Below are 25,981 nucleotides of genomic sequence, written 5' to 3' on the forward strand. Positions count from 1 at the left end.
TAGGCAATTGGCAACGGTCAATAGGCAAGTTGCGTGTTTTTGCCAATTACTTATTGTCAATTGCCTGTTGAATTAACTTCCCATCCACTCTTTAAAAGCAGCTGCGCTTTCTTGGCTTATAATCACTTCTTCAGGTGCAGCGGGTTGTAATTCAAGTTCTAATTTACTTTTAGGATACGCTTTGATCTTCTGAATGGCCGAAACATTCACCAGGTATTTTCTGTTTACCCGGTAGAAAACGGAGGGATCGGTTTCCTTTTCCAGATCAGCCAGCGATTGATCGAGAATAAATTTCTGGCTGCGGTTATCAACCATGCACACCAGTTTATGCGTAGCATAGAAATAGGCAATTTCTTCTGTTTTGACACTGATATAATCGCTGCCACGTTTCACCAAAAAACGTTTCTTGAATTCAGTTGTTTGTTTTTGCTGCAATTGCAACAGCAGTTGCAGGTTTTGAGCGAAATATTTTTTTAGTGATTCATATTTATTCAATGCCTGTTTCAGTTTTTCATCGCTTACAGGTTTTAATAGATAATCGATGCCGTTATGCTCAAATGCTTCCTGCCAGTATTCATCATAAGCCGTGCAGAAAATAATGGGGCAGGTGATCTTGATATTATCTAACAGTTGAAACGAAAGGCCATCAGACAATTCAATATCCATGAACAACAGATCGGGCATTGAGTGAGTTGAAAACCATTCTGCAGCAGCCACGTTACTGCCAAGCACTGCTTCTATTATAAAGTCCTGGTTTGCTTTCAGCAAAGATTTCTTTAATTTTTCTGCTGCAGGTTTTTCATCTTCTATAATTACAATGCGCATATCAATCAATTTTCAGAATGGGTAAACAAACGATAAACATATCATCCGATCTTTCAATGCAGATAGATCTGTCCGTACTGAGGCGGTATCGTTCTTCCAGGTTTTGCAAACCAATCCGTGATGATGGTTTCCGCAGCTTTTTTTCTTTTAACTTATTCCGCATTTGCAATTCATTTCCCACAAATACAAGTTGGATCTGCAAGGGTGATGTTTCCGAAAATTCATTATGCTTCACGGCATTCTCTAACAACACCTGTAATGAAATAGGCGGAATCAGATATCGATCCCACAACGTTTCATCAACTTCTGTTTGCAGTTGCAACGCATCTTCAAACCTGATCTTTAACAACGAAAAATAATCTTGCATAAACAGCATTTCATCACGCAGCAGCACAAGATCCTTTGCTTTGTTCTGCAAAATATACCTGTACACATCGGCCATATGATCGTTGAAAAGCTTGGCTTTCTCCGGTTTCTCTTCAATTAAATGCGAAAGCGTATTGAGTGAATTAAAAATAAAATGCGGATCGATCTGATTCTTCAAAGCTTCCAGTTCTGCTTCGGCTTTTGCACGTTCCAACTGTTCCTGTTGCAGTTTATCATTCGCCACATCTCTTACCAAAAAAACAGTCTCATACAAATTCACTAAAAAGAAAACAGCGATCAAAATAATGATGGATGATAAACGTACCACATGCCAATCAACTATTCCATTCATAAATATCTTGTACCAGCCAACCAGCATGAGTATACTCATGGGCACTACATAAAACGGAATCGTAATGATAAATGCTAGTATCTTCTTCAACGGTTTATTCAACCAATCGAAATAGGAACGCAGAGTAAATTGCAAAAACCGCACTCCTTCATAGATCACAAAAGCAATGGAAATAGTATAGAGATAGCTGAGCTTGATCTGCCAATTGCTGAATTCTTCATGCGGCACCATCTGCGTGATCAACGGAATAGCAATACCAAACAAAGGCACCAGCACCACACGGATACCGATATCGTTGATCTTATCTTTCGGACCAAACAATTTCGTCGTTATGTTTTGTGCGTTTGTCGGCATCAGTTCCGGTTTCGTTCGTTTGCAGCTTGTGCATGTAAAGTTTGTAAAATAGATTCGAATACGAACAAATTTTTCAACCCAAAAACCAATTGTATGGATATGAATTCAATTAACTGGCTTGCTGTATTGGTTGCCGGTATTTCCGCTTTTGTATTAGGCGGCGTTTGGTATTCTCCTTTGTTATTTGGTAAAGCCTGGATGAGTGAAAACAATCTCACCGAAGAAGATGTAAAGAAAGGCAATGCCACCAAAATTTATGGCTGGGCTTTTGTGCTTTCACTCATCATGGCTGCTAACCTTGCCATGTTTTTAGCTGATACGCCTGCTGAATGTACCGGTAACTGTGCGCAAAAAACAGATGTTACCTGGGGAACTATTGCAGGTTTTCTTGCAGGTATCTGGGGCTTTTGCGCCATTGCTACCGTTGCGCTGTTCGAACAAAAAACGGCACGGTATATTTTCATTAACGGAGGTTACGCATTATTAGCTCTTACACTAATGGGCGCAATCATTGGTGTATGGCGATAATATGACGGCATTAACCATTACCTTGTTATTTAAACCTTATCGCCATGAAGTATCTGCTACTTCTTTTTGCTTGTTTCACAACAATTCAACTTTCAGCACAAAAACCTTGCAGTGCTCCTGCTTATCGTCAATTCGATTTCTGGATCGGCGAATGGGATGTGTATGGAAAGAACGGAACCAAAGCCGGCGACAGTAAGATCAGTTTGATACTTGATAGTTGTATCATCCTTGAAGAATGGACAAGTGCCGGTTCAAATCAAGGTTTGCGTTATGCCGGCAAAAGTTTTAATACATGGAACAGAAACACCAAACAATGGCAACAAACATGGGTAGATAATACAGGTGGCAGTACTGAATATCTGGAAGGGAAATATGATGAGAATAAAATCATCTTTCAAACAAAACCATTCCTTTTTTCAAAAGATACAATAGCAGTAAGAAAGTTAACCTTCTTCAATCTGTCGCCTGATAAAGTGCGTCAATTTGCAGAAATCACAAAAGATAATGGCGCAAGCTGGCAAACAGAGTACGACCTTGAATACCGCCGCAGAAAAGGATGAGCGGAACAAATTCATCTCATCTATTTCAGAACTTTAAGAAAAACCTTTATCATGAACCGTAAATCATTTCTGCAGAATGTAGCTGTTGGCAGTGGCATCGTCGCTATCCCGTCCATCCTGTTTGCACAGGAAACAAAGCCGATGCAACAAACCAAGCCTGATCCTTTACCGGCTGAAAAAGTAAAAGACTTTGTAAGTGCCGGGCATAATAATCTTGATAAAGTAAAACAGTTGTTGACAGAATTTCCTACACTTATTTATGCTACATGGGACTTAGGTGGTGGCGATTTTGAAACTGGCTTAGAAGGTGCAGGGCATGTTGGCAATAAAGACATTGCAAATTATCTGATTGAAAAAGGAGCACGCACCAACTTATTTGTGTTGACGATGTTGGGTAAAACACAAATTGTAAAAGCCTATATCGAAACGTATCCATCGTACCTGTACGCAAGAGGTCCGCATGGTTTTACGTTGTTGCATCATGCAAATCGAGGAGGTGAAGAAGCGAAAGAGCTAGTGGAATATTTGCAAAGCAAAGGATTGAAAGAAACAAGAGCATCATTATAAACCTTAAAACTTACAACATGGATAACGCAATCAGCTGGTTTGAAATACCGGCAACCGATATTGACCGTGCACAAAAATTTTATGAGGCTGTGTTTAATATTCAAATGCAGGCGATGGATTTTCAGAGTACGAAGATGCGGATGTTCCCGCTTGATGATCCCATGAAAGGTATTGGAGGTACCATCATCGAAAGTGGAGGTTTTCATAAACCTTCTGCAACTGATGGTCCGTTGATCTATCTCAATGGTAATCCTGATGTACAGATCTTTCTTGATCGTATTGAAAAAGCAGGTGGCAAAATACTTGTTCCAAAAACTGTTATCTCTGATGAGTATGGCGACATGGCTGTTTTCTTAGATACGGAAGGAAACCGCATTGCATTGCACAACATTCCTGCGAAATACAGACAATAACCGTGTATGAAAAAGAACAGCATTGCTTTCCTGTTACTTTTCACTGTTTGCAGTTTTGTAACAGAATCAGCATTATTGAATGGTTCAGTAAAATCATTTCACTGGCTTAACGGCTCATGGCAAATGCAAACCAAGCGGGGCATCATCACTGAAAAATGGGCCGTTGCTAACGACAGCACACTGGCGGGTGAAAGCATTATGACAAGAGCTGACGGAACAGAAATTCCATTGGAAAAAATTCAACTGGCATTTCGTAACGGCAACTACTACTATATCCCGACTGTAAAGAATCAGAATGGAGAGCAACCCGTAGAGTTTAAGATCACTTCGCATAACGAAACCGGTTTTGTGGCTGAAAATCCGCAGCACGATTTTCCAAAACGCATCAGCTATACATTGGTGAACAAAGATTCCATTCATGCAGTGATCGATGACGGTGCTGCAACACCTGTAAAAAAATCAAACTTTTATTATTCACGTAAAAAAGATTGATCATGTCTTCCTTTGACTGGAGCAGGTTTACTGTTCGCATCAACATCAACAGCAATTCAATTGAACAACTCTATCGTGCATGGGCCACCAGAGGCGGCATTGAATATTGGTTTTTACGAATGAGTGAATACAGTCAGCCAAATGGTTCCTTGCGAGGCGATGATGAACCTGTTCAAAAAGGTGATACTTATCGCTGGCGCTGGTTTGGTTACGGCGACGAAGTAACGGAGACGGGCGAGATACTTGATTGCAATGGAACAGATTTTTTCAAATTTCGTTTTGGTGAGGCAGGCGACTGCAGCGTGCGCATCTATCCCGAACAGAATGAACTGATCGTTGAACTTCTGCAGGATAATATACCCACAGATGAGAAGGCAAAAGAGATGTGGCATATCGGTTGCAAAACCGGCTGGACGTTTTATCTCGCCAATATGAAATCACTGTTTGAAGGAGGTATTGATCTTCGAAATAAGAATGAACAATTGCAGGATATGATCAATGCATAAAAAACCAACGTACCAAAGAAGAAAAAATGAAGTACCAACAGCAGGAAGCATGTAGCATACTCGAACGAACACCAACTGTTTTAAGATCATTGCTTGCAGGTTTATCAAATGATCTAATCATGAACAATGAAGGCCCGGAAACCTTTTCGCCTTATGATGTAGTGGGTCATTTAATTCATGGTGAAAAAACAGATTGGGTGGTAAGAGCAAAGATCATTTTGGAGCATGGTGTAAATAAACCTTTCGATCCATACGACAGGTTTGCACAATATGAAGAGAGCAAAGGCAAAACTTTAGAGCAATTGCTGAATGAGTTTGAAGCTATCCGAAAAGAAAATGTTGCATGGCTGCAGTCAAGTCAATTAACGGAAGATGATCTTGAACGAAAAGGAAAGCATCCGGTGTTGGGAGAAGTAACACTTCGGCATCTGTTATCAACCTGGGTGGTGCATGATCTTACACATATTGCGCAGATCACAAGGGTAATGGCAAAACAATATGTAGAAGAAATGGGGCCATGGCCGCAGTTCTTCAGAATTCTTCAGTTCTGAAATAATACCGGTAAAAGGCTTCTATACTTCAGTGCGGAAACGAAGTGCCAACTCAAGTCCATTTTTTGCAGGTGTAATAGCAACAGCACCTCCCAGTACGGCGGCCATGGGCATGAGCTGTTCCATTTTAGTGAAAATGTCTGCATTGTAACAACGGCCATTTTCATTTACCTGTAGAAAAACCTGTTGCTGCTGTTCGTACGCTGAGATGCGGATGCAGTCGCTTTCGGTTTGGGCAACCGCTGTTTGTAATAAGTTACTTAGTACTGATGCAAGCACATCACGATCGGCTGAAACCTGCAGATCGGGGGCAATATCGTTCACAAAAAAACTGTTGCGACTAACCGCAGAAGGTAAAATTGATTGTGCTACATGGCCTACAAGTTGTTTAAGGGCAAATTGATTTTTCATAAAAGATTTTTGAGGAAGCAAGGATGGTTTACATATAAAAACAAAGGGTATAATTCAATTGTTCTCATAAGAGTAAAATAGTTTTGAAAAGAGTATGGATTAAAAACGGGGCCCTTTATAACAATCAACATGAACTTTCAATAATGGGTAGCCGGTACGGATCAAACGTCGGTTTTCATACAATTGGATTTTGGGTAAGATTTCATAAGGTTTGGTTTCAGAGATAAAGCTTTCAAGGGTACGGATCAAACATTGGTTTTTACATACAAGTTGGATTTCGAATGTATGATGGTTCCAGGGTTTAGTTGTTCAGGTGGATACGGATCGTTGATTTATGTTTTGGATATTGTTTCATTGTCATTGACTGTACAAAGTAACAACCACTGAAAACCGAAAAAAATAGTACTGGAACTCATTCATCCGTACTTGTTTTATAGTTGAGTTGTAGTTGAAATTCGGCAGCAGGTAAACTTAGTTCGGCAACAAAGCTTTGATTTACACAAGCTGCAACTGAAACGACAGATAACAGAAATAACAACCATTAGAAAAGGAATACTTGTTCAACTTGAAGCAAAGAGTAAGAGATGTGCTGTAAATAGTTGGGAAGAAACTGAGAGTAAATGCCCGAAGATGCTCCGGGTAAAAAGAAAAAGCTGATCGTAGAAACGATTAGCTGATTTTCGAAACTTAGGTTCCGGGTAAGTCAATCATCATGCATTTTTTCGAAAACCTGGTTTACACAAGTACGGATCAAAACTGATTTTCTTATAGATATTGGTATAAGTAGTTTGGGTAAACGACCTTTCAGGAGCCATTGTGGTTTCAATGGGTTTTGGGTAAACGGTACGGGTTAAAACAGGCTTTGGTTTGGATATTGGACATCAGTTAGGGTAAACGACCTTTAAAAGAGCTGTTGTGGTTTTAGTGGGCTTTGGGTAAACGGTACGGGTTAAAAACAGGCTTTTCAATCAGGAATAATTACATGTGGTTTTTGGGTAAACGGTTTTTCTTCGGGATCAATTCGTTCTATATTGTTATTTAGTAAGCGTTTTTTGTCGTCCGTATTATCATCGTTGCGGATACAAAGTAACAACCTTGGCAAGCCGCCCACAATAGAACCTTTACTCATTAGCTTGTACTTGTTTCTAGTAGTTATTGTGTAGTCGAAATTCTATAGGCACAGGAGAAAGCATAACAGTAAAACCTTAATTTGTAATCCCTTTCACATAAAACAGCCACATATATGCAATCAGCCGCTACATCCCCCGCCGATTATATTGCCGAAATGCCGGAAGAACGGCAGGCAGCTTTTAAGAAACTACGGGCAGTAATCAAGAAGAATCTCTCTGCCGGATTCAAAGAAATGATGAGCTACGGGATGCTTGGTTATGCCGTGCCGCACTCAAAATACCCGGCCGGCTATCATTGCAATCCCAAAGATCCGTTACCATTTATGTGTATTGCTTCGCAAAAGAACTTTATTGCGGTGTACCACATGGGTATTTATTCCAGCCCTGAATTACTGAAGTGGTTTACCGCAGCACATGCGAAAGCGTCTGCCAAAAAATTAGACATGGGCAAAAGCTGTATCCGTTACAAAAAACCGGAGGATATTCCGTTTGAGTTGATCGGTGAGCTGGCTGCTAAAATGTCGGCCGATGAATGGATCAGTCTTTATGAACAAAAATTAAAACGATAAAACAGATGAAACAACTGCTTACAATTATCTGCCTCTTGTTTACTTTGCAGATCGCTGCACAAGAGAAAACAAAAACTCCGCAATGGTTAGGCATTCTTACACTGGCCGATAAATACAAAGATGAAAAAAACTGGACCAAGCAAGACGAAGCTATTACCGGTGAACATTTTCAACGATTGGTAAAGATGAAGAACGAAGGTGTTGTTCTGCTGGCCGGAAGAACACAATTGGAATTAGCTGACCCCGGCATGATGGGCCTGGTGATCTTTTATGCCAAAGATGAAAAAGAAGCGATGCAGTTTATGCAGGATGATCCTGCAGTAAAAAACAAGATCATGCTGGCAAAAGTTGTACCTTATGGTGTAGCTGTAAATAAATGCGAATAGCAAACCATGCATGTGCCGGAGGATGATATTATAACCTTGCTTGAACTGCATGCTGTAGATGGCATCCGTAATTGCTTTGCTCATGGACTTGATGCAAACAGCTTACACAAAAACCAACCGCTTATTTACGAACTGCTGAGTGAATATACACGCTCACCCCGTTTCAACGATTGTGTAAAGGCATTTGTTGATGCAGGTTTGCAGTTCGATGACAGGGCTTTACTTGCTGTGTTGTTGAATGATGCGATGATGTTGGATGAAGAACTAAAGAAAGATAAAAGCATTACTCTCAAACGGATTTCATTCCGTGCAGCTTATACACCGCTTGAAGAAGCAACGCTGTTACATGTATGTGCCGAGTTTAATCATGTTGACTGTGCAGAAGTATTGATGAGGTATGGAGCCGATGTAAATGCAGCAGCGGGTACAGATGAATTCGGCTTTGGTGGCCAAACACCCATCTTCCATACGGTGAATCAGAACAATCATCAATCAAAGGAAATGATGCATTTTCTGTTAGAGCATGGCGCAAAGCTGGATATAAATGTGAAAGGAATTATTTGGGGAAAGAGTTATCCATGGGAAACATTGATCCCTTCAGTTAACCCAATCAGTTATGCGATGATGGGATTGTTGCCGCAAATGCACCGGAATGAAAAAACCATACATGAAGTGGTTTCGACCTTATTAAAACATCAATACAATATCAACTATACAGCTGGTAATGTTCCGAACAAGTACCTTAACTCCTGAATGTAAAAAAAATGAATTGCGTCCTTTTTTAAAATGGCCGCTTATCATAAATGCCTTTTCTGTTTGCAGATACAGTTTTACCTTCTGTTCATTCATTATCTATAAATGACATCGTTAAAAAAGCCTGTCTCGAGAAAACAGGTTTCATTTTTATTTCATCATAACCAAACTATAAATCATGCGAAAACAAATTCTGGCAGTTACAGTAGTTTTGCTTGCAGCTTTTACAACAAAAGCACAATTAGCCGATTCCATCAAAGCACATTACATCAAAGACTGGGAACGTGCAAAAGCATATACCAAAGAATACCTTGATGCCATGCCGAAAGACAAATATGATTTCAAGGCGCAGGACAGCATCCGTAGTTTTGCTGCACAAATGCTTCATCTTGCACAAGGAACGATCGGGATGATCGCCAGTGGCACAGGAGCCCAACGCATTTGGGTGGGACAAAATCTTGAACAACGTAAAACAGCTCATGCACCTGATTCAGTGAATTATCTCGTAATGGCGAGTTATGATTTTGCGATTGAAAGCATCCGCAACATGGACGTAAGTAAATTAACTGAAACAGCAGGGCGTGGTAATTTTATGTTTCCCCGATTTGTGTGGCTGAACAAAGCATTCGAACACCAGACACATCATCGTGGACAAACAACCATCTATATCCGTTTGGTTGGCATTAAACCGCCGAATGAGAAATTATTCTAATGGTTTGTCAAATTTATCAATGGGAAAGTTGATCATGCACATGGTCAACTTTTTTATTACCTTTCTCATCCATTTTCAAAACCAACTGTTATGCGTAAACGTATACTTCTCAGCAGTGTATTACTGCTCACCCTCTGCATTTTTGTAACTGCACAAAAGAAAACAACGGCTCCGGTTAAAGAAGAGCCCAAAGATGCTTTCAATACGGGTCTATTAAGTGGTATGCAATTCAGAAGTGTTGGTCCGGCTATTACATCGGGTCGTATTGCTGATATTGCGGTGAATCCCAAGAACAGCAGTGAGTATTATGTTGCATCGGCAGCAGGTGGTGTTTGGAAAACAACAAATGCCGGCGTTACCTATACTCCCATTTTTGATGGTGAAGGTTCATTTGCCATTGGCTGTTTAGCAATTGACCCAACCAATACAAACGTTGTGTGGGTGGGCAGCGGTGAAAATAATAACCAGCGTGTCGTGGGTTATGGTGATGGTTTGTACAAAAGTGAAGATGGAGGAAAGAGTTTCAAGAATGTCGGTTTAAAAAATTCAGAACATATCGGTCGTATTGCAATCGACCCTACGAATGGTGATATTGTTTATGTAGCAGCTTATGGTCCTGTTTGGAACAGTGGCGGCGAACGTGGAATCTATAAAACAACTGATGGCGGCAAAACATGGAAGCAGGTGTTAAATGTAAGTGAGCATACCGGTTTTAATGAAGTGATGGTTGATCCACGTCATCCGAACATTGTGTATGCTGCAGCGCATCAACGTCAGCGGAAAGTGTTTACTTATATTGGTGGCGGACCTGAATCTGCTTTGTATAAAAGTACTGATGGCGGTGCTACATGGAATAAGATGATGAATGGATTACCCGCCGGTGAATTAGGAAGAATCGGTTTGAATTATTCACCTGTTAATCCTGATGTGTTGTATTGCGTAGTTGAAGGAACAGAAGGCAAAGGCGGTGTATTTAAGAGTACCGATCGTGGTGCAAGCTGGGAAAAACAAAGCAGCTATTCAACTTCAGGCAATTACTATCAGAAAATATATTGTGATCCGAAAGATGTCAACAAAGTATTTGTCATCAATGTTTACTTCGGCGTTAGTAAAGATGGCGGTAAAACATTTTCGATTCTTGGCGAAAAGAATAAACACATCGATAACCATGTGATCTGGATCAATCCAAAAAATACAGAACATTATTTAGTTGGTTGCGATGGTGGTGTGTATGAAAGTTTTGATAGTGGTGAAAACTGGAATTTCAAAGCCAACCTTCCGGTAACACAGTTTTACAAAGTGGCAACCGATAATGCATTCCCGTTTTATCATATTCATGGTGGCACACAGGATAACTTCAGTCTTGGCGGGCCATCACGCACCTTAAGCTTCAATGGTATCATGAACTCCGATTGGTATTTCACCAGTTTGGGTGATGGTTATGAATCACAGATCGATCAAACAAATCCTGATATCGTTTATTCACAGGCACAATATGGTGCGTTAACACGTTATGATAAAAAGAGCGGCGAGTATTTGTTTATTCAACCACAGGAACCGGAAGGTGAAGCCTACCGCTGGAATTGGGATGCACCATTAGTGATCTCAAAATATGATAACAAACGTCTTTATCATGGTGCGAATAAAATTTTCCGTACTGATGATCGTGGCAATACATGGAAAGTGATCAGTCCGGATCTTACAAGACAAATTGATCGTAACAAATTACCGGTGATGGGCAAAGTATGGAGCATGGATGCTGTTGCAAAAAATGGTTCAACAGATATTTATGGCAACATCACCACTATTGCTGAATCAAAGTTTGATGAGAACACAATCTATGTTGGTACAGATGATGGATTGATACAGGTTACAACTGATGGTGGTAACAACTGGATGAAGATCGATAATATTGCCGGTGTTCCTGAACGAACTTACGTGAATCATATCATCACTTCGCAACACGATAAGAATGTAGCTTACGCAACATTCAATCACCATCGCTATGGCGATTTTCATCCGTACGTATACAAAACAAGTGACGGTGGTAAAACATGGAAATCGATTACCAATAATTTACCGGAGAGAGGCACCTCTTACACCATTGCAGAAGATCATATAAACAAAGACCTGTTGTTTGTAGGTACAGAGTTTGGTTTATTTGTAAGTATTGATGGCGGTGCAAAATGGGTGCAGATGAAAGCAGGCTTACCAACCATTGCGGTAAAAGATCTGGAAATTCAAAAAAGAGAGAACGATCTTGTTCTTGCAACATTCGGTCGTGGTTTTTATGTGTTGGATGATTATACTCCACTTCGTAATTTAAAAAGAGAAGATCTCGATAAACAGGCTGTTATTTTTCCTGTAAAAGATGCGTGGATGTTTGTCCAATCGCAACCATTAGGTGTAAGAGGCAAAGGTTTCCAGGGCGAAAGTTTCTTTACCACACCGAATCCGAAAGTGGGAGCAGTGTTTACATACTATTTGAAAGATGATATCAAAACCATCAAAGAAAAACGCAGAGCAGCAGAAGCAGAAAAAATAAAAAAAGGCGAAGCGCCCACTTATCCTTCACCTGATTCGTTGCGCCCGGAAGATGAACAACCGGCACCGCATTTATTATTTACGGTTACCGATGAAGCAGGCAATGTTGTTCGCAGGTTAAAAGCACCTGCAAAAAAAGGATTGAAACGTATTGTGTGGGATTTCCGCACTTCGCCCTTCGGGCCAATTGATTTTACGCCGTTTGATGAATCCTTTGCGTTCAGCTCGCCTGACCAGGGTTATTTCGCATTACCCGGCACCTACAAAGTATCGCTCAGCAAATTTGAAGATGGCGTGTATACTGATCTTACCGAACCACAAACCTTCAAAGCAATGGCCTTGAATGCAGCCACACTTCCTGCAACTGATAAAAAAGCATTGGATGACTTCTGTAAAAAAATTGCAGAGCTGAGTCGTGTAGTTGCAGCAACTGATCAATACCGTGGCGAGTTGGTGAATAAAGTACGTTACTTAAAACAAGCTGTTATTGAAACACCAAAGCAATCACTTGATCTGTCGAAAGCATTGCAGGATGTGGAGAAACGTTTGAATGCGGCGAACCGTCAGTTGAATGGTGATGCATCGCTGGCAAGAAGAGAGTTTGAAACAACGCCATCCGTGAATGGTCGTATTGGATATATCACAGGTTCACTTTGGAACACTACTGCAGCACCAACACAAACACAGATCAACAACTATCAAATAGCTGCTAAACAATTCACACCTGTTTACAATGAATTGAAAGCAATTGCAACAGAAGTGAAACGACTGGAAGATATTTTAGAGAAGAATGGAGCGCCTTACACACCCGGCAGGATGCCTGACTGGAAAGGTTTGTGATGATGGAACAGCCGCTTAATTAATGTCATCCCGACGCAGGAGGGATCTGTTGAACAATGTACAAAGCCAAACAGATTTCTCCTTCGTCGAAATGACAAACCTTTACATCAATATTCCCTGCACCGGTTCAATACGTGGCGGCAATTCTTTTTCGCCCAGCATTTCACGGAGTTCAATTTCAATGTTGCGGCAGATAGCTGTCATTGGAATATCATTTACACCATTGTCAAACGGATTTTCACTTGCATCGCCTATCTGCTCCATCACGGCAAACACCCATGCGATCAGCATAGTAAATGGAATCACCATCCAATTGATCGAAGCATTTAATTTAGACAGTTCACCGATCAAGGAGAAAGGAAGAAGTGTAATGAAGATGAATACAAACACGGTGCTGAAACTTGCATACTGACGTGGAAACGGAAAACTTTTAATACGCTCTGATGCACCTTGCTGGTTATAAAATTCAAGTACGAGTTTGCTCATATCACTATGTTCAAAATCATCGAGCCAGCCTTTGTTTTTTAACCTGATCAGTTCTTCGTTCTGCCGTTTCATTATAGCAGATGCTATATTCGGCTTTTGTGCTACATTATTTTTTTCTTCGGCGCTTAAAAATTTATTCATCGTTTCTTCTGTCTTATCTTCAAATTTCTCATCACCGAATATATCTTTTACAACTTTCAGCTTGGGAGAAGTTACATACCATGATTCATGAAACACCGGATTGCGACGCAATTGCAGGCGCAGCATATTGAGCCAGGCGATGTGCCTGTATATTAATTCCCTTTTTACAGCTGTTGCATCTTCTGGTGAGTCTGCACGTGAAGCAACTACATCTGTGACCATTGCACCCCACATACGACTGGCATTTGTAATACTTCCCCAAATTCGCCGGGCTTCCCATAAGCGATCATACGCCGAGTTATTTTTAAAGCCCACATAAAATGCAACGGCTGTACCAATGGTTGCCACCGGCAAAAAAGGAATAGCAATTGATTTGATGTGTAAAAAATCGTGTGCAATAAATACGAGACCGCTAACAACAAAACACACAGCCTGTAAACGCCAGGCAAACTGGATGATCATTTTGGGGTTAATGATCCGGTTGGTGAGCATAAGCGATTGTTTGAATAAAACTACATAAAAAAGCCCCTTGCAAAACAGTAGTTGATTCCAAATATTACACCCCTTAGAAATTATAAGGGCATAACTTAGCTTAGAATTTATAATTATGAAATAACAATTCCAAATTTGTATCTAAATATATAGCCATATCTATGTTGAAGTTTTTTGACTTGATTTTTTACCACTCTTATGGATTCTATGTTAGGCATAAAGAAAAAGGTGCTGTCTCCAGTGCTGCAACAATTGTCGGAGGGCTTCAAGCAATGAATGTAATGATGTTGTTGATGATATTGTGCTTAATCTCGCAGACTAAAGTTTATCTTTCCAATTCCCTTGCGATAATTGGATTAACAATATTTTTCCAGGTTATTACCTATATACGATATGTGTATAAAGAAACGATTACTCCAGAAATAATTAAAGAAAGGTGGGCTAGGAAAACTGATTCACAAAAGGTCCTGTTACGTAGCATAATGGTTATATATTTCCTGTTAAGCAGCGTTGGTTTTATTTGTCTTGCAATATATTTAGGTACAAAAAAATGGTAATCAGAACATCAACACTAAATTAGAAAACCCCTCGTAAAACAAGGGGCTGCATACAAGGCTAATGGTTGACTATTTTTTTACACGCTTAAATGTTGCTTCCATAAACTTTGCTTCTTTGCCATCCGGTCCATCGCCATACATGGTCAATACGTAGTTATCGTCATCAATAAATTTCTGTTCCTGGCGAACCTTTGAATCTTTACCAGTTGCCGGATCAGTTTGTGTTCCATTCAGGTTCATTGTCTTTGTTGCTGCATCGTATTGACCTGTCATGATCATAAGACCGGAACCCAGGTTATCGATCCATGTAAGGGCAAACTGTTTCTTGGCATTGTCATAGGCCATGATACTTTTTCCGGTGAACGGCATACCCATCATAGTGCCGGAAAGATTTCCTTCCTGGTACAAGCCATTCATCACCATCTTCACCACTTCGGTTGCTTTTGATGTTGAAGGTGGCGCTCCCGGCATAAATGAAGTTACTTCAGCGTCCCAGGTTCCGGCATGGCTGGCCATCCATTTGTGCATTTCACCCGGCGTCATAAAATCCTGCCAGGCTTTGGCCATTGCCGCTGAATCCATTGGTGGTGCTTCAGGAACTGTAGTTGTTGCAGCAGCAGTTGTATCTGTTGCTGTTGATTCTGTTTTGGTTTCGTTATTGCAGGAAGTAAAAATGAACGCAACCAACGAAAACGAGAGAGCAATTCGTTTCATTTGAATATTTTTTATTGTTTTAAGGAACAATAAAATACGCAGGTTCTTTTCTTTTTGCAAGAGGAAAAAAGATGAAGCCGGAAAATAAGCGGATAAAGACTAACCCATGGCTGCGAATAAACGTTCAGCATCTGCTTTGTGAAAGAGTTGCGTGCCTGCATTCATTGTTGCAGCACTTCCGCAAGCCACACCAAACGAGATCACTTCTTTCAACGATCGGTTTTGTTGTAACATGTAGGTCATACCGGCCACCATACTATCGCCTGCACCTACTGTACTTTTCTTCTCCACTTTTGGTGCAGCTGCAAAATATTTTTCATCGCTGCTCATGAGCCACGCACCATCAGGACCCATACTTACAGCGATCAATTCTGCAAAGCCATCACGAATAGCTTGCTGTGCTGCATCAGGCACTTCATTTTTATCAAGCCATTCTACATTCAGCATTTTGCACAACTCACCAATATTCGGTTTAATCAGATAAGCACCTTTGCCTTGCAATGCCTGTAACGCCGGGCCGCTTGTATCAACGATGCAACGGGCACCAACAGTTTTTGCATTCTTAACGATCAGCCCATAAAAATAATCAGGCAAGCCCGGAGGTAAACTTCCACTGGCAATAACATATGATGGAGTAAAACTGCGAATGTGATCAATTAAGGTGATCATCGTTTCTTCCTGCACAGCACGACCGGGAAAGGTAAAACGAAACTGATGATTGGTTGATGTTTCAAGAACGATCCAGTTCTCTCTTGTTTCTACTTTTGTATCTACTGCATGAAATTCAAGATCAGCTTCTCGAAGTAGCGAACAGAGCATATCACCATTGTGTCCACCCGATGGAAACAAAGCGATTGATGCAGTTTCCAGTTTTCTTAATGCTTTGCTTACGTTGATACCGCCGCCACCCGGTTCGTTCACCACTTCGGTGCAACGGAGTTTACTTTCAGGTTTCAATGTTTCGGCGACAGAACTTTTATCAATGCAAGGGTTGAGCGTTACGGTGAGGATCATGTGGTACGTTGAAATTAATTGTATGAATGATTTTCTATTTCTGTTAAAACAAGATCGATGCGTTTACTGAGTGTATCGTAATCGGTATAACCTCTTGCAAGCAGATGGAATTTTGTTTCTGTTACCTGTATCAGTACTTGTGGGAAGCCTGTTACCTGCAATTGCTTACACAGTTGAAATTCGTAATAAGCTTTCTCTTTGTATTCTTCTGATTTAAGCCTGATGTAAAAATCGTCTGCATCAATATTATACTTTTCAAGTAAATGACGGTAAGCTTCGTTATCCGTTAGATCTCTTCCTTCATAGTGCAGACTGTATTGCAGATCGGAAGCAAATTGTGCCTGTTGCTCAGGAAAAAGTTCTTTAAAAATACTTAATGCAATAGCCGGCTTTTCAGAAGAAGGAAACCAATCGCTTTCTTCAGGATTTTTGATATGCCAGAGATAATCTTCGCCAAACTTTATTCCTGTATAGTCTTCCACGGTTTTGTAAGCTTCCTGAATATAACCAGCCGTTACACGGATATGCACCGGTTGCTCAGGTAAGATCATTCCGCCGCTTAATACTTCGCAATGAAGTTTTTGTTGATATGCCTCGCTGATTTTTTTTATAACAGGACTGAAACCGTAACACCAGCCGCAATATGCATCGTAACAATAGATCAAGATCGGTTGCATACTTCAAAGGTAAATTGTTATGCAATATGAATTTTCATCACCACAAAATCACTCCCTGTTTTACCCGAAGGGAAATGTTGTAGGCATGCTCAAAATTTTCCAGTGGATTTTTTGACAGGATGAGAAAACTAGCCTCATATCCTTCCTGCAGTTTTCCAATTTTTCTGTTTGGGAAAATGGCAGCAGGCGTAACCTCACACCACATTTTCAGCAATTCAAGATTGCTGTAAATATTCAGTTTGCGTAAGTATTCAATTTCTGTTTGGGCAGTAAGATTGTAACTATCGCAACCAACCGTAACAGGTACACGATACTTTTTTAATAGCAGCAGGTTCTCCTTTTGTACATTCGTCTGCGCTTCACGTTGCTGATTACTCATAGGCTTTATCTCTGTTTGCAGCAACGAATAAGTAGGATCAACATGCACTCCCTTGCGTTTCATACTCCGTGCAATTTTTGCTGTAAGCTTATAGTATTTTTCTGTGTAACCATCTCTCCACCGTACCTGGTAACCGGGTAAATGATTGATCTCATCAACTCCTGCTGCTAATGCAACTTGCAGATCACTTGGTGTTTCTGCATGTGCACTTACTTTCAATCCTGCTGCATGTGCTTTTTTGGTAATAAGTTTTGCCAGTTTAGGATCAATTCCTTTTTTGCCGTTGAAAAGGGTATCATCTTTTCGCTCTTCATATTCTTCTGAAAAGATGAGATAGAATTTAATGAAGCCCGGTTTTTGTGAAAGAACAAACGGCCACTTTTTTTCCAGTTCTTCTTTTGAATTGATTAGATAGTATGCTTCTCCTTCAAAACTTTTTGTTGTCCAGCCGGGCAATGCTTTTTTATAAGTTGTGCCCAGCATGTAATTGTAAAGTGTAGTTGGATGCCCCCCATTTGCAGTAAGTCCGCCATTGGCATAGATCACATCCACACTTCGTGGATGATTGATCTTACTTTGTATTTTATTGGTTGCAAACGGAATACTATTTGGATTTTTGATGTAGAAGATGCCATCAGCGACGTAACGTTCAATAAACACATCAAGGTCCTGGTCGGTTTCAGGTGAATGATTATGTGCTTCACCAAAAGCCGGTATGATGTATTGCTGTTTAAGATCAACAACTGTATCTACTGATGATGGGGCACTCTTTGTAAGTAATCCGTTTACACTATAAAATTCAGCAGCAACAAACTCTTTACCGTTAAACCACTGCCCGTTAATAAAGCGAATAGATTTTACCTGCGCTAAAACAGCGAGTTTTGTAAAGATGCAAACAATCAATAAGAAAAAACGCATCACCGTTTTTGTTTAATGGGCTTCTAACCAGTTATCACCTGTTCCTGCTTCTGCAATAACCGGTACTCCATGTGTAAGCGGCATAGCAGTTTGCATACATTCAATGATCAATGCTTTGATACCTTCTGCTTCTTCCTTCAAGACATCAAATACCAATTCATCATGCACCTGCAGGATCATTTTACTTTTGAATGTACTCTTTTTTAATGCATCATGTGTTTTGATCATTGCAAGTTTGATCATATCGGCCGCTGTTCCCTGTATGGGTGAGTTGATGGCATTTCGTTCTGCATAACCACGTACAGTAAAGTTGCTCGAGTTAATATCCCGTAACCAACGCTTGCGGCCCATCAAGGTTTGCACATAGCCATGTTCACGTGCAAAGTTCACGGTATCATCCATATATTTTTGAATACCTGCAAATTCCCGCTTGTAGTTATCAATGATCTCTTTCGCTTCTGTCCTGCTGATGCCTAAATTATCGGCCAGACCAAATGCACCTTGTCCGTAAATGATACCAAAGTTTACACTCTTGGCTTTATAACGCATTTCTTTGGTTACATCTTTCTCTTCGATCTTGTATACTTTGGCTGCAGTTGCTGTATGAATATCTTTTCCTTGAATAAATGCATCGCACATAGCCGGGTCGCCACTGATAGCGGCAACAATACGCAATTCAATTTGTGAATAGTCGGCACTCACCAACACATGATTCTCATCTCTTGGTACAAATGCTTTACGAATTTCTCTTCCACGTTCTGTACGTACAGGAATATTCTGCAAGTTGGGATTATTACTTGCCAAGCGACCGGTTACTGCAACAGCTTGTCCATATGTAGTGTGTACTCTTCCTGTTTTACGATTAATCAGTTGTGGCAATGCATCAACATACGTTGATTTTAATTTCGTCAACTCACGGAATGCAAGAATATCTTCAACGATAGGGCTTGTGTGCGCCAACTTCAGCAATACATCTTCGCCTGTTGCATACTGTCCTGTTTTTGTTTTCTTCGCTTTGGGATCGAGTTTTAAATGATCGAACAATACTTCACCTAACTGTTTTGGTGAAGCAAGGTTGAATTTCAAACCGGAAGAACTGTATACCCGTTGTTCAGCTTCTTTGGCGTCTTTATCGAGTTGCTTGGAATATTCATTTAAGAAATCAACATCCACTCTGATTCCTTCAAACTCCATATCGGTGAGCACTTTCACCAATGGATTTTCTACTTCATAAAACACACGCTCTACTTCTTTTTCCTTCAACAATGGAAATAAGGATTGTTTTAATTGCAAAGTGATATCGGCATCCTCGGCTGCATAATCAGTGATCTTCTCTAACTCCACATCACGCATGGTTCCCTGTTGTTTAGAAGTAGAGTTTTTTGGAACTTTTTTGCCGATCAGCTCCTCAATATGTACAGGCTCATAACCAAGAAACTGTGCGCTCAACTCATCCATGCTGCGCTTACCTTCAGGCTCCACAACATAATGCGCCAGCATGGTATCAAACAGCGGACCTTTCAATTCAACATCATACCATTTCAATACCAACAGATCGTATTTGATATTCTGCCCGATCCATGTTTTGCTTTCATCATCAAACAACGGTTTAAAAATGGACAGCACTTTTTTTGTTTCTGACTGATCAACAGGGCAAGGAACATACCATGCTTTATGTGGCTGGTACGAAAAACTCATTCCTACTATTTCACAATCATTTGCATCAATGCCTGTTGTCTCGGTATCAAAACAAATTTCCTTTTGTGTTGATAACTCAGCAACCAATTCTTGCATTGCCACTTCCGTTGTTACGGCGATGTATTCGTGTGGAGTATTATTGATATTTTTTGAAGCGCCAAGATCCAACACAGCAGTGCCTTCTTCCTGCTCTGCAGTTTCTTCAGCTTCTGTAGCATCAGTTGACGCAAAGATTTCTGTTTGTGCAGATTTTGGTGGCGCCTTCTTTTCTTTCCGCACTTCGCCCATTGTGGTGTCTATCACATTACCGAACAGATCTTTCTGTACGCCAACAGGTGCTGTGCTGAATGCATTAAAGTCATCACCTAAAATTCGTTTGCCAATTGTTTTGAATTCCAGTTCTGCAAACACTGCTGCCAACTCTTCTTTGTTCCATTCTTTCAAACGAAAATCTTCTTCATGAAATTCAACAGGTACATTGGTAATAATTGTAGCGAGTTTTTTACTCATGATAGCAAGATCTTTTCCTGCTGCAACTTTTTCGCCCATCTTTCCTTTAATGTTAGCAGCATTGGCCAATACATTTTCTAATGTTTCATACTCAGCCAACAGTTTAGCTGCGGTTTTTTCGCCCACACCAGGTATGCCGGGAATGTTATCAACCGAATCACCCATCATACCGAGTATATCAATTACCTGGCTCACATTTTTAATTCCCCATTTGGCACACACTTCTTCGGGACCCATGATCTCTACATCACCACCTTGGTATGCAGGTTTATAAATTTTTACTTTTTCGGTTACAAGCTGACCGTAATCTTTGTCGGGCGTAACCATAAACACTTCGTAACCGGCAGCTTCACCCAGTTTGCTTAATGTACCGATCACATCATCCGCTTCATAGCCGTCGCTTTCAATTACCGGAATATTAAATCCTTTAATGATGCGCTTAATGTCGGGGATAGCCAGCAACAGATCTTCGGGAGCTTCCTGGCGGTTGGCTTTGTATTCTGCAAAATCGGTGTGGCGCTCGGTTGGTGCAGCCGTATCAAAACAAACGGCCATGTGTGATGGCTTTTGTTTGGTAATGAGTTCGATCAATGCATTGGTGAAACCAAACTGTGCATTGGTGTTTTTTCCTTTGGATGTATTACGTGGACTACGAATAAGTGCATAATATGCACGGAAGATGAGAGCAAACGCATCGAGCAGAAAAACTTTTTTATCATTGGCCATGCCGCTAAGGTAAGCTGCCTGCAGAGCTATCCCAACTATCGCTGCTTAATTTTTTATAAACGACAAAAGCCCCGTTTTATAACGTGGTTTTTTAGTAAGCAAAATAAAAACAGGAGGTGGTGGAAACCACCTCCGCAAAACTTACATTATGAGAAAATTCAACACCGGCAGCAAATAAAAATATAGGGTACGGATCGCCGGTTCGTTGACTGCTTAACGAAATAGTTGATGTACAATATGTATTGTGAAATTACTTGCCGCTATTTTCAGCGAGCTCATTCTCTAAAGGCTTTGCTTCCTTAGATTGTTTTTGAGCTGTTTGCTGTTTTGAAATTTCAGATTTACCTGCAACGACACGTGCCAGGAAAGAATCTTCTTTGTAGAATACGTTCAAATAAATAGCGAAGAGGAAAAATACGAATGAGAAGAAACGCAATGGCTTTTTCATGACATTTGGATTTAGTTTTTTCAAAAGAATTGGACAATTCAAATGTAGAAACAGATTTTGAATTATGCAACACTTAGAAATCTATTTTCAAAAATTCAGGGTTAGTACTTAAAGCCATTTCGGTAAATTTACGGTCGGCTGAAATCCGCTACTGTATTGAGTTACAGCACTCCTTCTTCAATTTCTTCCCACAGGTCACGATAGCATTGTGCAGCGTAACTGCTGCGTGCAAATTCTTCTAACGGAGCTTTGTGTACACCCATTTTTTCTACATCACTTAAATAAGGAATATAGTTTTCAAAGAAGCGTTTGTCTTTATATAATTCTTCCATCACTTCGTTGTGCATATTGCGTCGCAGATCGGTCATGGTGAAGAAGCAAGTCATTTTTTTCTGATCGATATTCTTTTCTTTAAAATAATCTTTCACCATGTGATAGGTGCGAACAGAAAGTGTTGTTGGTATGATGGGCATCAAAACAATATCAGATGCATTAAAAATATTCTCCGCTAATGAACTTAAACCCGGAGGGCAATCAATGAAGATAAAATCATACTCACTCTTCAATTGTTTTAAGATGGTTGCCAACCGTTTTTTTGATGCCTGCATTTCATCGATCATCACATCATGCGCCTTCGCAGTTATATCAGCAGGAATAATATCAAGATTTTCATATTCTGTTGCCATGATGCTGTCAGCCAGCTCTGCATCTTTTCCAACCACATCTTTCATCACCACTTTTTGTTTCGGTTTTACTTTATAATAAAACGAAGTGGCGCCCTGCGGATCAATATCCCATAGCAAGGTTTTGTAACCGTCTTTTGCTGCGAGGTATGCAAAGTTTACGCAACTGGCAGTTTTACCAACACCTCCTTTGAGGTTAAATAAAGCAAATGTGAACATGGCTGATTTTTTTGAAAGAGCTTCAAGTTAAGAAAAGACGGGGAGATTTTGGCAGGGCATATAGCAAGTTACATCAGCTTATTACCAGATGGGGGCATAAGCATGATCGTTAGAAGAAACCCTTGAACATAGTTTGAAGCCGCTGACGGGTTATCTATTTCTTCATTGTGTCCAGTTCTTTCTGTAATCTGAACATTTCATCCCGTAAACGTGCAGCTTCCATAAAATCCAGGTCACGTGCTGCTTTTTCCATTTGCTTCTTGGTTCTGGCAATCGCTTTCTCCATTTGCGGAATAGTTTGATATATTTCCTGGTCTTCGGCTGCTTCTACTAATTCACCATCGGGAGCAAGCGCATATGATTTTGCAGGATCGTAGCCTTTAATATCAAGCACAGCCGTCTGCCCCATCACCTGTTCAATACTTTTTTTGATGGTACGTGGTGTAATGCCGTGTTCAATGTTATACTGGATCTGTTTTTCTCTTCGTCTGCTTGTTTCTTCAATGGTGCGGCGCATGCTCTCCGTCATCTTATCAGCATAAAAGATCACCAATCCATCGACATTACGTGCAGCACGACCAGCGGTTTGTGTTAAACTTTTTTCATTACGCAGGAATCCTTCCTTATCTGCATCAAGAATTGCAACGAGCGATACTTCAGGTAAATCCAATCCTTCACGCAAGAGGTTTACACCCACCAACACATCAATAACGCCCAAGCGGAGATCACGCAAAATTTCAATTCGCTCCAACGTGTCCACTTCGCTATGAATATATTTTGATTTGATATTGATCCGCTTCAGGTATTTGTCCATTTCTTCTGCCATACGTTTGGTTAATGTTGTAACCAATACACGATCACCCTTCTTTACCCGCTTATCAATTTCATCCAGCAGATCGTCGATCTGGTTTACACTTGGCCGGATTTCGATCGGCGGATCCAACAAACCTGTTGGACGAACAACCTGCTCTACTACCACACCACCTGTTTTTTCTAATTCATAATCATCAGGAGTAGCACTAACAAACACAACCTGGTTGAGCAAACTTTCAAACTCGTGAAAGTTCTGCGGACGGTTATCCATTGCACTCGGTAAACGAAAACCATAATCAACCAATACCAGTTTTCTGCTTCTGTCGCCACCATACATACCACTTACCTGCGGAATGGTTTGATGACTTTCATCAATGACCATTAAATAATCCTTCGGGAAATAATCCAGCAAACAGAACGGTCTTGTACCTGGCGTACGTCGATCAAAAAATCGGGAATAGTTTTCAATACCGTTGCAATAACCAAGCTCACGGATCATCTCCAGATCATAATCGGTGCGTTCTTTCAATCGTTGCGCTTCAATGTATTTGCCTTCACGTTTAAAGTACTCAACCTGTGCAGCCGCTTCGTCTTGTATTTCATAAATAATCTGTTGCATCTGGTCTTTTGGTGCGATGTATAAGTTGGCCGGGAAGATGGCAGCGTTCTCAACTTTACCAATTCGTTTTCCTGATTTGATATCAATGGTTTCGATCTCTTCAATTTCATCACCAAAAAAACTGATGCGGTAACCGAAATCGACATAAGGAAGATTAATATCAACGGTATCGCCTTTTACACGAAATGTACCCCTTGTAAAATCACCTTGTGTGCGGCTGTATAAACTATTCACCAATGAATGCAGAAAGCCTTGTCGTGAAAGTGTCTGTTTCTTTTGAATACGGATGATGCCATTTTCAAAATCAACCGGGTTACCCATACCATAAATGCAACTCACACTCGCTACCACAATAATATCTCTTCGTCCGCTTAACAATTCACTGGTAGCCTGTAAACGCAGTTTGTCAAGCTCTTCGTTTATGCTGAGATCTTTTTCAATGTAGGTACCACTCACAGGCATATATGCTTCGGGTTGATAGTAATCGTAATAGCTTACAAAATAACCCACAGCATTATCAGGAAAGAATTGTTTGAACTCACCATACAACTGCGCCACCAATGTTTTGTTATGTGTAAGCACAAGCGTTGGCCGTTGTACATTCTGGATCACATTGGCCATGGTAAATGTTTTACCACTACCTGTTACACCAAGTAAGGTTTGGTATTTCTCCCCGTTTAAAATTCCTTCGGTAAGCTGTTGAATAGCCTGCGGCTGATCGCCGGAGGGAGAATAAGGTGAATGAAGTTGAAAAGGCATCTGCAAATTTAGTGACTGTTAGGTTCATTTGCTGAATAGCTTAACTGCAGATAAGTTTACTGTTTAGAGATATCTACAACCTGATGGTGTCGCAAGCGAGTAAAGAAGTTACAAATCACTGCAATAAAAAACCGGCTTTCGCCGGTTCACAATTAATTGTTATTGTTATTTCCTCCGCCTTGTCCGCCGGGGCCACCGCCGCCATTACGTCTTTTCTCCATCTGCTCCTGCATTTCTTTTTGCTTCGCTTTCAGTTTTTCTTTTTGCTCTGCATTTAATATGGCATCGATCTGCTCACTGTATTTTTTGCGGATCTCCATCATCTTTGTACGCTGTTCTTCACGACTGAGTGAGCCGTTACGAAGTGCTTCCATCTCTTCACGTTGTTTGTCCTGGATGGCTTTTACTTTTTCCTGCTGGTCTTTGGTTAAGTTCAGATCCTTGTACATATCTACACGTGGACCTCTGCCTCTTGAAGTATCAGCCGGTGGCTGCGCCTGTGCCATTGCACCCACACAGATAAAAAGGAATAAAAATTGGAGTACTTTCATTGTAATAAATTTTAGTTTGAACAGGATTAGACGGTAAGTCTCAAAAAAGTTTACGCCGTCTGTAAAAAAACTTTATGAATTATCTCGCCCACGCCTACCTGTCGTTTCACCAGCCCGAGTTACTCGTGGGTAATATGATCAGCGATTATGTGAAAGGCAAAAAGAAATTCGACTATTCGCCAGGCATTCAACAGGGCATCGAACTCCATCGTATTATCGATTCATTTACCGACGATCATGCAGCCACCAAAGAAGCAAAAGAAGTTTTCAGACCACATTATCGTTTATATGCAGGGGCTTTTGTTGATGTGGTATACGATCATTATCTCGCCACCGATCCATTGATTTTCAATAATGATTCACTGGAAGAGTTTGCGGCGAATACCTATACAATGCTTGAACCTTATACTGCTGTTTTCCCAGAACGGTTTGCACGCATGTTCCCTTATATGAAAACACAGAACTGGCTTTACAACTACAGTAATAAATGGGGAATTGAAAACAGTTTACACGGAGTAGTGCGGCGTGCAACTTACTTAACCGAAAGCGCAACAGCCTTTGCATTGTTCGAAGAACATGATGCAACCTTGCGGAAATGTTACCAGGCTTTCTTTCCGGAAATGATTGCTGTGGTAAAGAATTGGATAGAGGAAAAATAGGTAGGACATACTTATACAGTCTGCTCAAATAATTGCAGACTTGAAGAAGTATGCCCTAC

27 protein-coding genes are annotated in these 25,981 nt (G+C 40.6%); 13 read left to right on the forward strand and 14 right to left on the reverse strand.

The features are described from left to right. Window positions 1-72: 72 nt before the first annotated feature. Together H4075_RS20245 and H4075_RS20250 are read right to left on the reverse strand one after the other, a co-directional pair. A complete protein-coding gene (locus H4075_RS20245; RefSeq protein WP_182802629.1) occupies window positions 73-825 on the reverse strand; it encodes a LytR/AlgR family response regulator transcription factor in 753 nt (250 codons plus the stop codon). 1 nt (window position 826) lies between these two features. Beyond that, window positions 827-1,897: a sensor histidine kinase gene (locus H4075_RS20250; RefSeq protein ID WP_255460247.1), complete on the reverse strand. Its 1,071-nt coding sequence runs from the start codon at window positions 1,895-1,897 to the stop codon at window positions 827-829. Between the two features lie 93 nt (window positions 1,898-1,990). Between H4075_RS20250 and H4075_RS20255 the strand changes: the two genes are divergently transcribed. From H4075_RS20255 to H4075_RS20285, 7 genes are read left to right on the forward strand one after another with little or no spacing between them, the layout of a single operon-like run. Continuing rightward, window positions 1,991-2,425, forward strand: coding sequence for a DUF1761 domain-containing protein (locus H4075_RS20255; RefSeq protein WP_182802630.1), 435 nt, complete (start codon window positions 1,991-1,993; stop codon window positions 2,423-2,425). Window positions 2,426-2,469: 44 nt separating this feature from the next. After that, window positions 2,470-2,985, forward strand: coding sequence for a DUF1579 family protein (locus tag H4075_RS20260; protein ID WP_182802631.1), 516 nt, complete (start codon window positions 2,470-2,472; stop codon window positions 2,983-2,985). 51 nt (window positions 2,986-3,036) lie between these two features. Further along, the gene (locus H4075_RS20265; protein WP_220494805.1) at window positions 3,037-3,552 is read left to right on the forward strand and encodes a hypothetical protein; all 516 of its coding nucleotides are present in this window, start codon (window positions 3,037-3,039) and stop codon (window positions 3,550-3,552) included. Between the two features lie 17 nt (window positions 3,553-3,569). Beyond that, window positions 3,570-3,965 carry a VOC family protein gene (locus H4075_RS20270; protein WP_182802632.1) on the forward strand — a complete coding sequence of 132 codons (396 nt, stop codon included), beginning with the start codon at window positions 3,570-3,572 and terminating at the stop codon, window positions 3,963-3,965. 6 nt (window positions 3,966-3,971) lie between these two features. Further along, complete coding sequence (locus tag H4075_RS20275) at window positions 3,972-4,457, forward strand: DUF6265 family protein (protein ID WP_182802633.1); 486 nt, start codon at window positions 3,972-3,974, stop codon at window positions 4,455-4,457. 2 nt (window positions 4,458-4,459) lie between these two features. Then, window positions 4,460-4,963 (forward strand): SRPBCC family protein, encoded by a 504-nt coding sequence (locus H4075_RS20280; protein ID WP_182802634.1) that lies wholly within the window; start codon window positions 4,460-4,462, stop codon window positions 4,961-4,963. Between the two features lie 26 nt (window positions 4,964-4,989). Beyond that, on the forward strand, window positions 4,990-5,514 hold the full coding sequence (locus H4075_RS20285; RefSeq protein ID WP_182802635.1) for a DinB family protein: 525 nt from the start codon (window positions 4,990-4,992) through the stop codon (window positions 5,512-5,514). 21 nt (window positions 5,515-5,535) lie between these two features. Here the strand turns inward: H4075_RS20285 and H4075_RS20290 are convergent, their stop codons facing one another. Together H4075_RS20290 and H4075_RS20295 are read right to left on the reverse strand one after the other, a co-directional pair. After that, window positions 5,536-5,925 carry a HAMP domain-containing histidine kinase gene (locus H4075_RS20290; protein ID WP_182802636.1) on the reverse strand — a complete coding sequence of 130 codons (390 nt, stop codon included), beginning with the start codon at window positions 5,923-5,925 and terminating at the stop codon, window positions 5,536-5,538. A 964-nt stretch (window positions 5,926-6,889) separates the two neighbouring features. Continuing rightward, window positions 6,890-7,054: a hypothetical protein gene (locus H4075_RS20295; protein WP_182802637.1), complete on the reverse strand. Its 165-nt coding sequence runs from the start codon at window positions 7,052-7,054 to the stop codon at window positions 6,890-6,892. A 114-nt stretch (window positions 7,055-7,168) separates the two neighbouring features. On the opposite strand from H4075_RS20295, the gene H4075_RS20300 reads away from it, so the two are divergent. From H4075_RS20300 to H4075_RS20320, 5 genes are all read left to right on the forward strand, one after another. Continuing rightward, entirely contained in the window at window positions 7,169-7,624 is a 456-nt protein-coding gene (locus tag H4075_RS20300; protein WP_182802638.1) for a DUF1801 domain-containing protein, read from the forward strand. A 5-nt stretch (window positions 7,625-7,629) separates the two neighbouring features. Then, entirely contained in the window at window positions 7,630-8,010 is a 381-nt protein-coding gene (locus tag H4075_RS20305; RefSeq protein WP_182802639.1) for a YciI family protein, read from the forward strand. 6 nt (window positions 8,011-8,016) lie between these two features. Next, window positions 8,017-8,763, forward strand: a complete 747-nt coding sequence (locus H4075_RS20310) for an ankyrin repeat domain-containing protein (RefSeq protein WP_182802640.1) — start codon at window positions 8,017-8,019, stop codon at window positions 8,761-8,763. A 178-nt stretch (window positions 8,764-8,941) separates the two neighbouring features. After that, on the forward strand, window positions 8,942-9,475 hold the full coding sequence (locus H4075_RS20315) for a DinB family protein (RefSeq protein WP_182802641.1): 534 nt from the start codon (window positions 8,942-8,944) through the stop codon (window positions 9,473-9,475). A gap of 90 nt (window positions 9,476-9,565) precedes the next feature. After that, window positions 9,566-12,859, forward strand: coding sequence for a WD40/YVTN/BNR-like repeat-containing protein (locus H4075_RS20320; RefSeq protein ID WP_182802642.1), 3,294 nt, complete (start codon window positions 9,566-9,568; stop codon window positions 12,857-12,859). Window positions 12,860-12,961: 102 nt separating this feature from the next. Here H4075_RS20320 and H4075_RS20325 read toward each other — a convergent pair whose 3' ends face one another. From H4075_RS20325 to H4075_RS20370, 10 genes are all read right to left on the reverse strand, one after another. After that, a complete protein-coding gene (locus H4075_RS20325; RefSeq protein ID WP_182802643.1) occupies window positions 12,962-13,978 on the reverse strand; it encodes a bestrophin family protein in 1,017 nt (338 codons plus the stop codon). 626 nt (window positions 13,979-14,604) lie between these two features. Further along, complete coding sequence (locus tag H4075_RS20330; RefSeq protein WP_182802644.1) at window positions 14,605-15,249, reverse strand: DUF1579 domain-containing protein; 645 nt, start codon at window positions 15,247-15,249, stop codon at window positions 14,605-14,607. Between the two features lie 99 nt (window positions 15,250-15,348). Next, window positions 15,349-16,263, reverse strand: coding sequence for a 1-phosphofructokinase family hexose kinase (locus tag H4075_RS20335; protein WP_182802645.1), 915 nt, complete (start codon window positions 16,261-16,263; stop codon window positions 15,349-15,351). Between the two features lie 14 nt (window positions 16,264-16,277). Next, entirely contained in the window at window positions 16,278-16,940 is a 663-nt protein-coding gene (locus H4075_RS20340) for a DsbA family protein (protein WP_182802646.1), read from the reverse strand. A 37-nt stretch (window positions 16,941-16,977) separates the two neighbouring features. Further along, a complete protein-coding gene (locus H4075_RS20345) occupies window positions 16,978-18,237 on the reverse strand; it encodes an amidohydrolase family protein (protein WP_182802647.1) in 1,260 nt (419 codons plus the stop codon). A gap of 12 nt (window positions 18,238-18,249) precedes the next feature. Next, a complete protein-coding gene (gene polA, locus H4075_RS20350) occupies window positions 18,250-21,171 on the reverse strand; it encodes a DNA polymerase I (protein WP_182802648.1) in 2,922 nt (973 codons plus the stop codon). A 250-nt stretch (window positions 21,172-21,421) separates the two neighbouring features. Next, window positions 21,422-21,619, reverse strand: coding sequence for a hypothetical protein (locus H4075_RS20355; protein WP_182802649.1), 198 nt, complete (start codon window positions 21,617-21,619; stop codon window positions 21,422-21,424). A gap of 161 nt (window positions 21,620-21,780) precedes the next feature. After that, window positions 21,781-22,521 (reverse strand): ParA family protein, encoded by a 741-nt coding sequence (locus tag H4075_RS20360; protein ID WP_182802650.1) that lies wholly within the window; start codon window positions 22,519-22,521, stop codon window positions 21,781-21,783. A gap of 154 nt (window positions 22,522-22,675) precedes the next feature. Beyond that, window positions 22,676-24,712, reverse strand: a complete 2,037-nt coding sequence (gene uvrB / locus H4075_RS20365; RefSeq protein ID WP_327059384.1) for an excinuclease ABC subunit UvrB — start codon at window positions 24,710-24,712, stop codon at window positions 22,676-22,678. Window positions 24,713-24,864: 152 nt separating this feature from the next. After that, the gene (locus H4075_RS20370; RefSeq protein ID WP_182802652.1) at window positions 24,865-25,263 is read right to left on the reverse strand and encodes a Spy/CpxP family protein refolding chaperone; all 399 of its coding nucleotides are present in this window, start codon (window positions 25,261-25,263) and stop codon (window positions 24,865-24,867) included. 74 nt (window positions 25,264-25,337) lie between these two features. Here H4075_RS20370 and H4075_RS20375 point away from each other — a divergent pair, with 74 nt between their 5' ends. Then, window positions 25,338-25,922 (forward strand): acyl carrier protein phosphodiesterase, encoded by a 585-nt coding sequence (locus H4075_RS20375; RefSeq protein WP_182802653.1) that lies wholly within the window; start codon window positions 25,338-25,340, stop codon window positions 25,920-25,922. Window positions 25,923-25,981 lie beyond the last annotated feature (59 nt).

Source organism: Lacibacter sediminis, from assembly GCF_014168535.1.
Classification (GTDB): Bacteria; Bacteroidota; Bacteroidia; order Chitinophagales; family Chitinophagaceae; genus Lacibacter; species Lacibacter sediminis.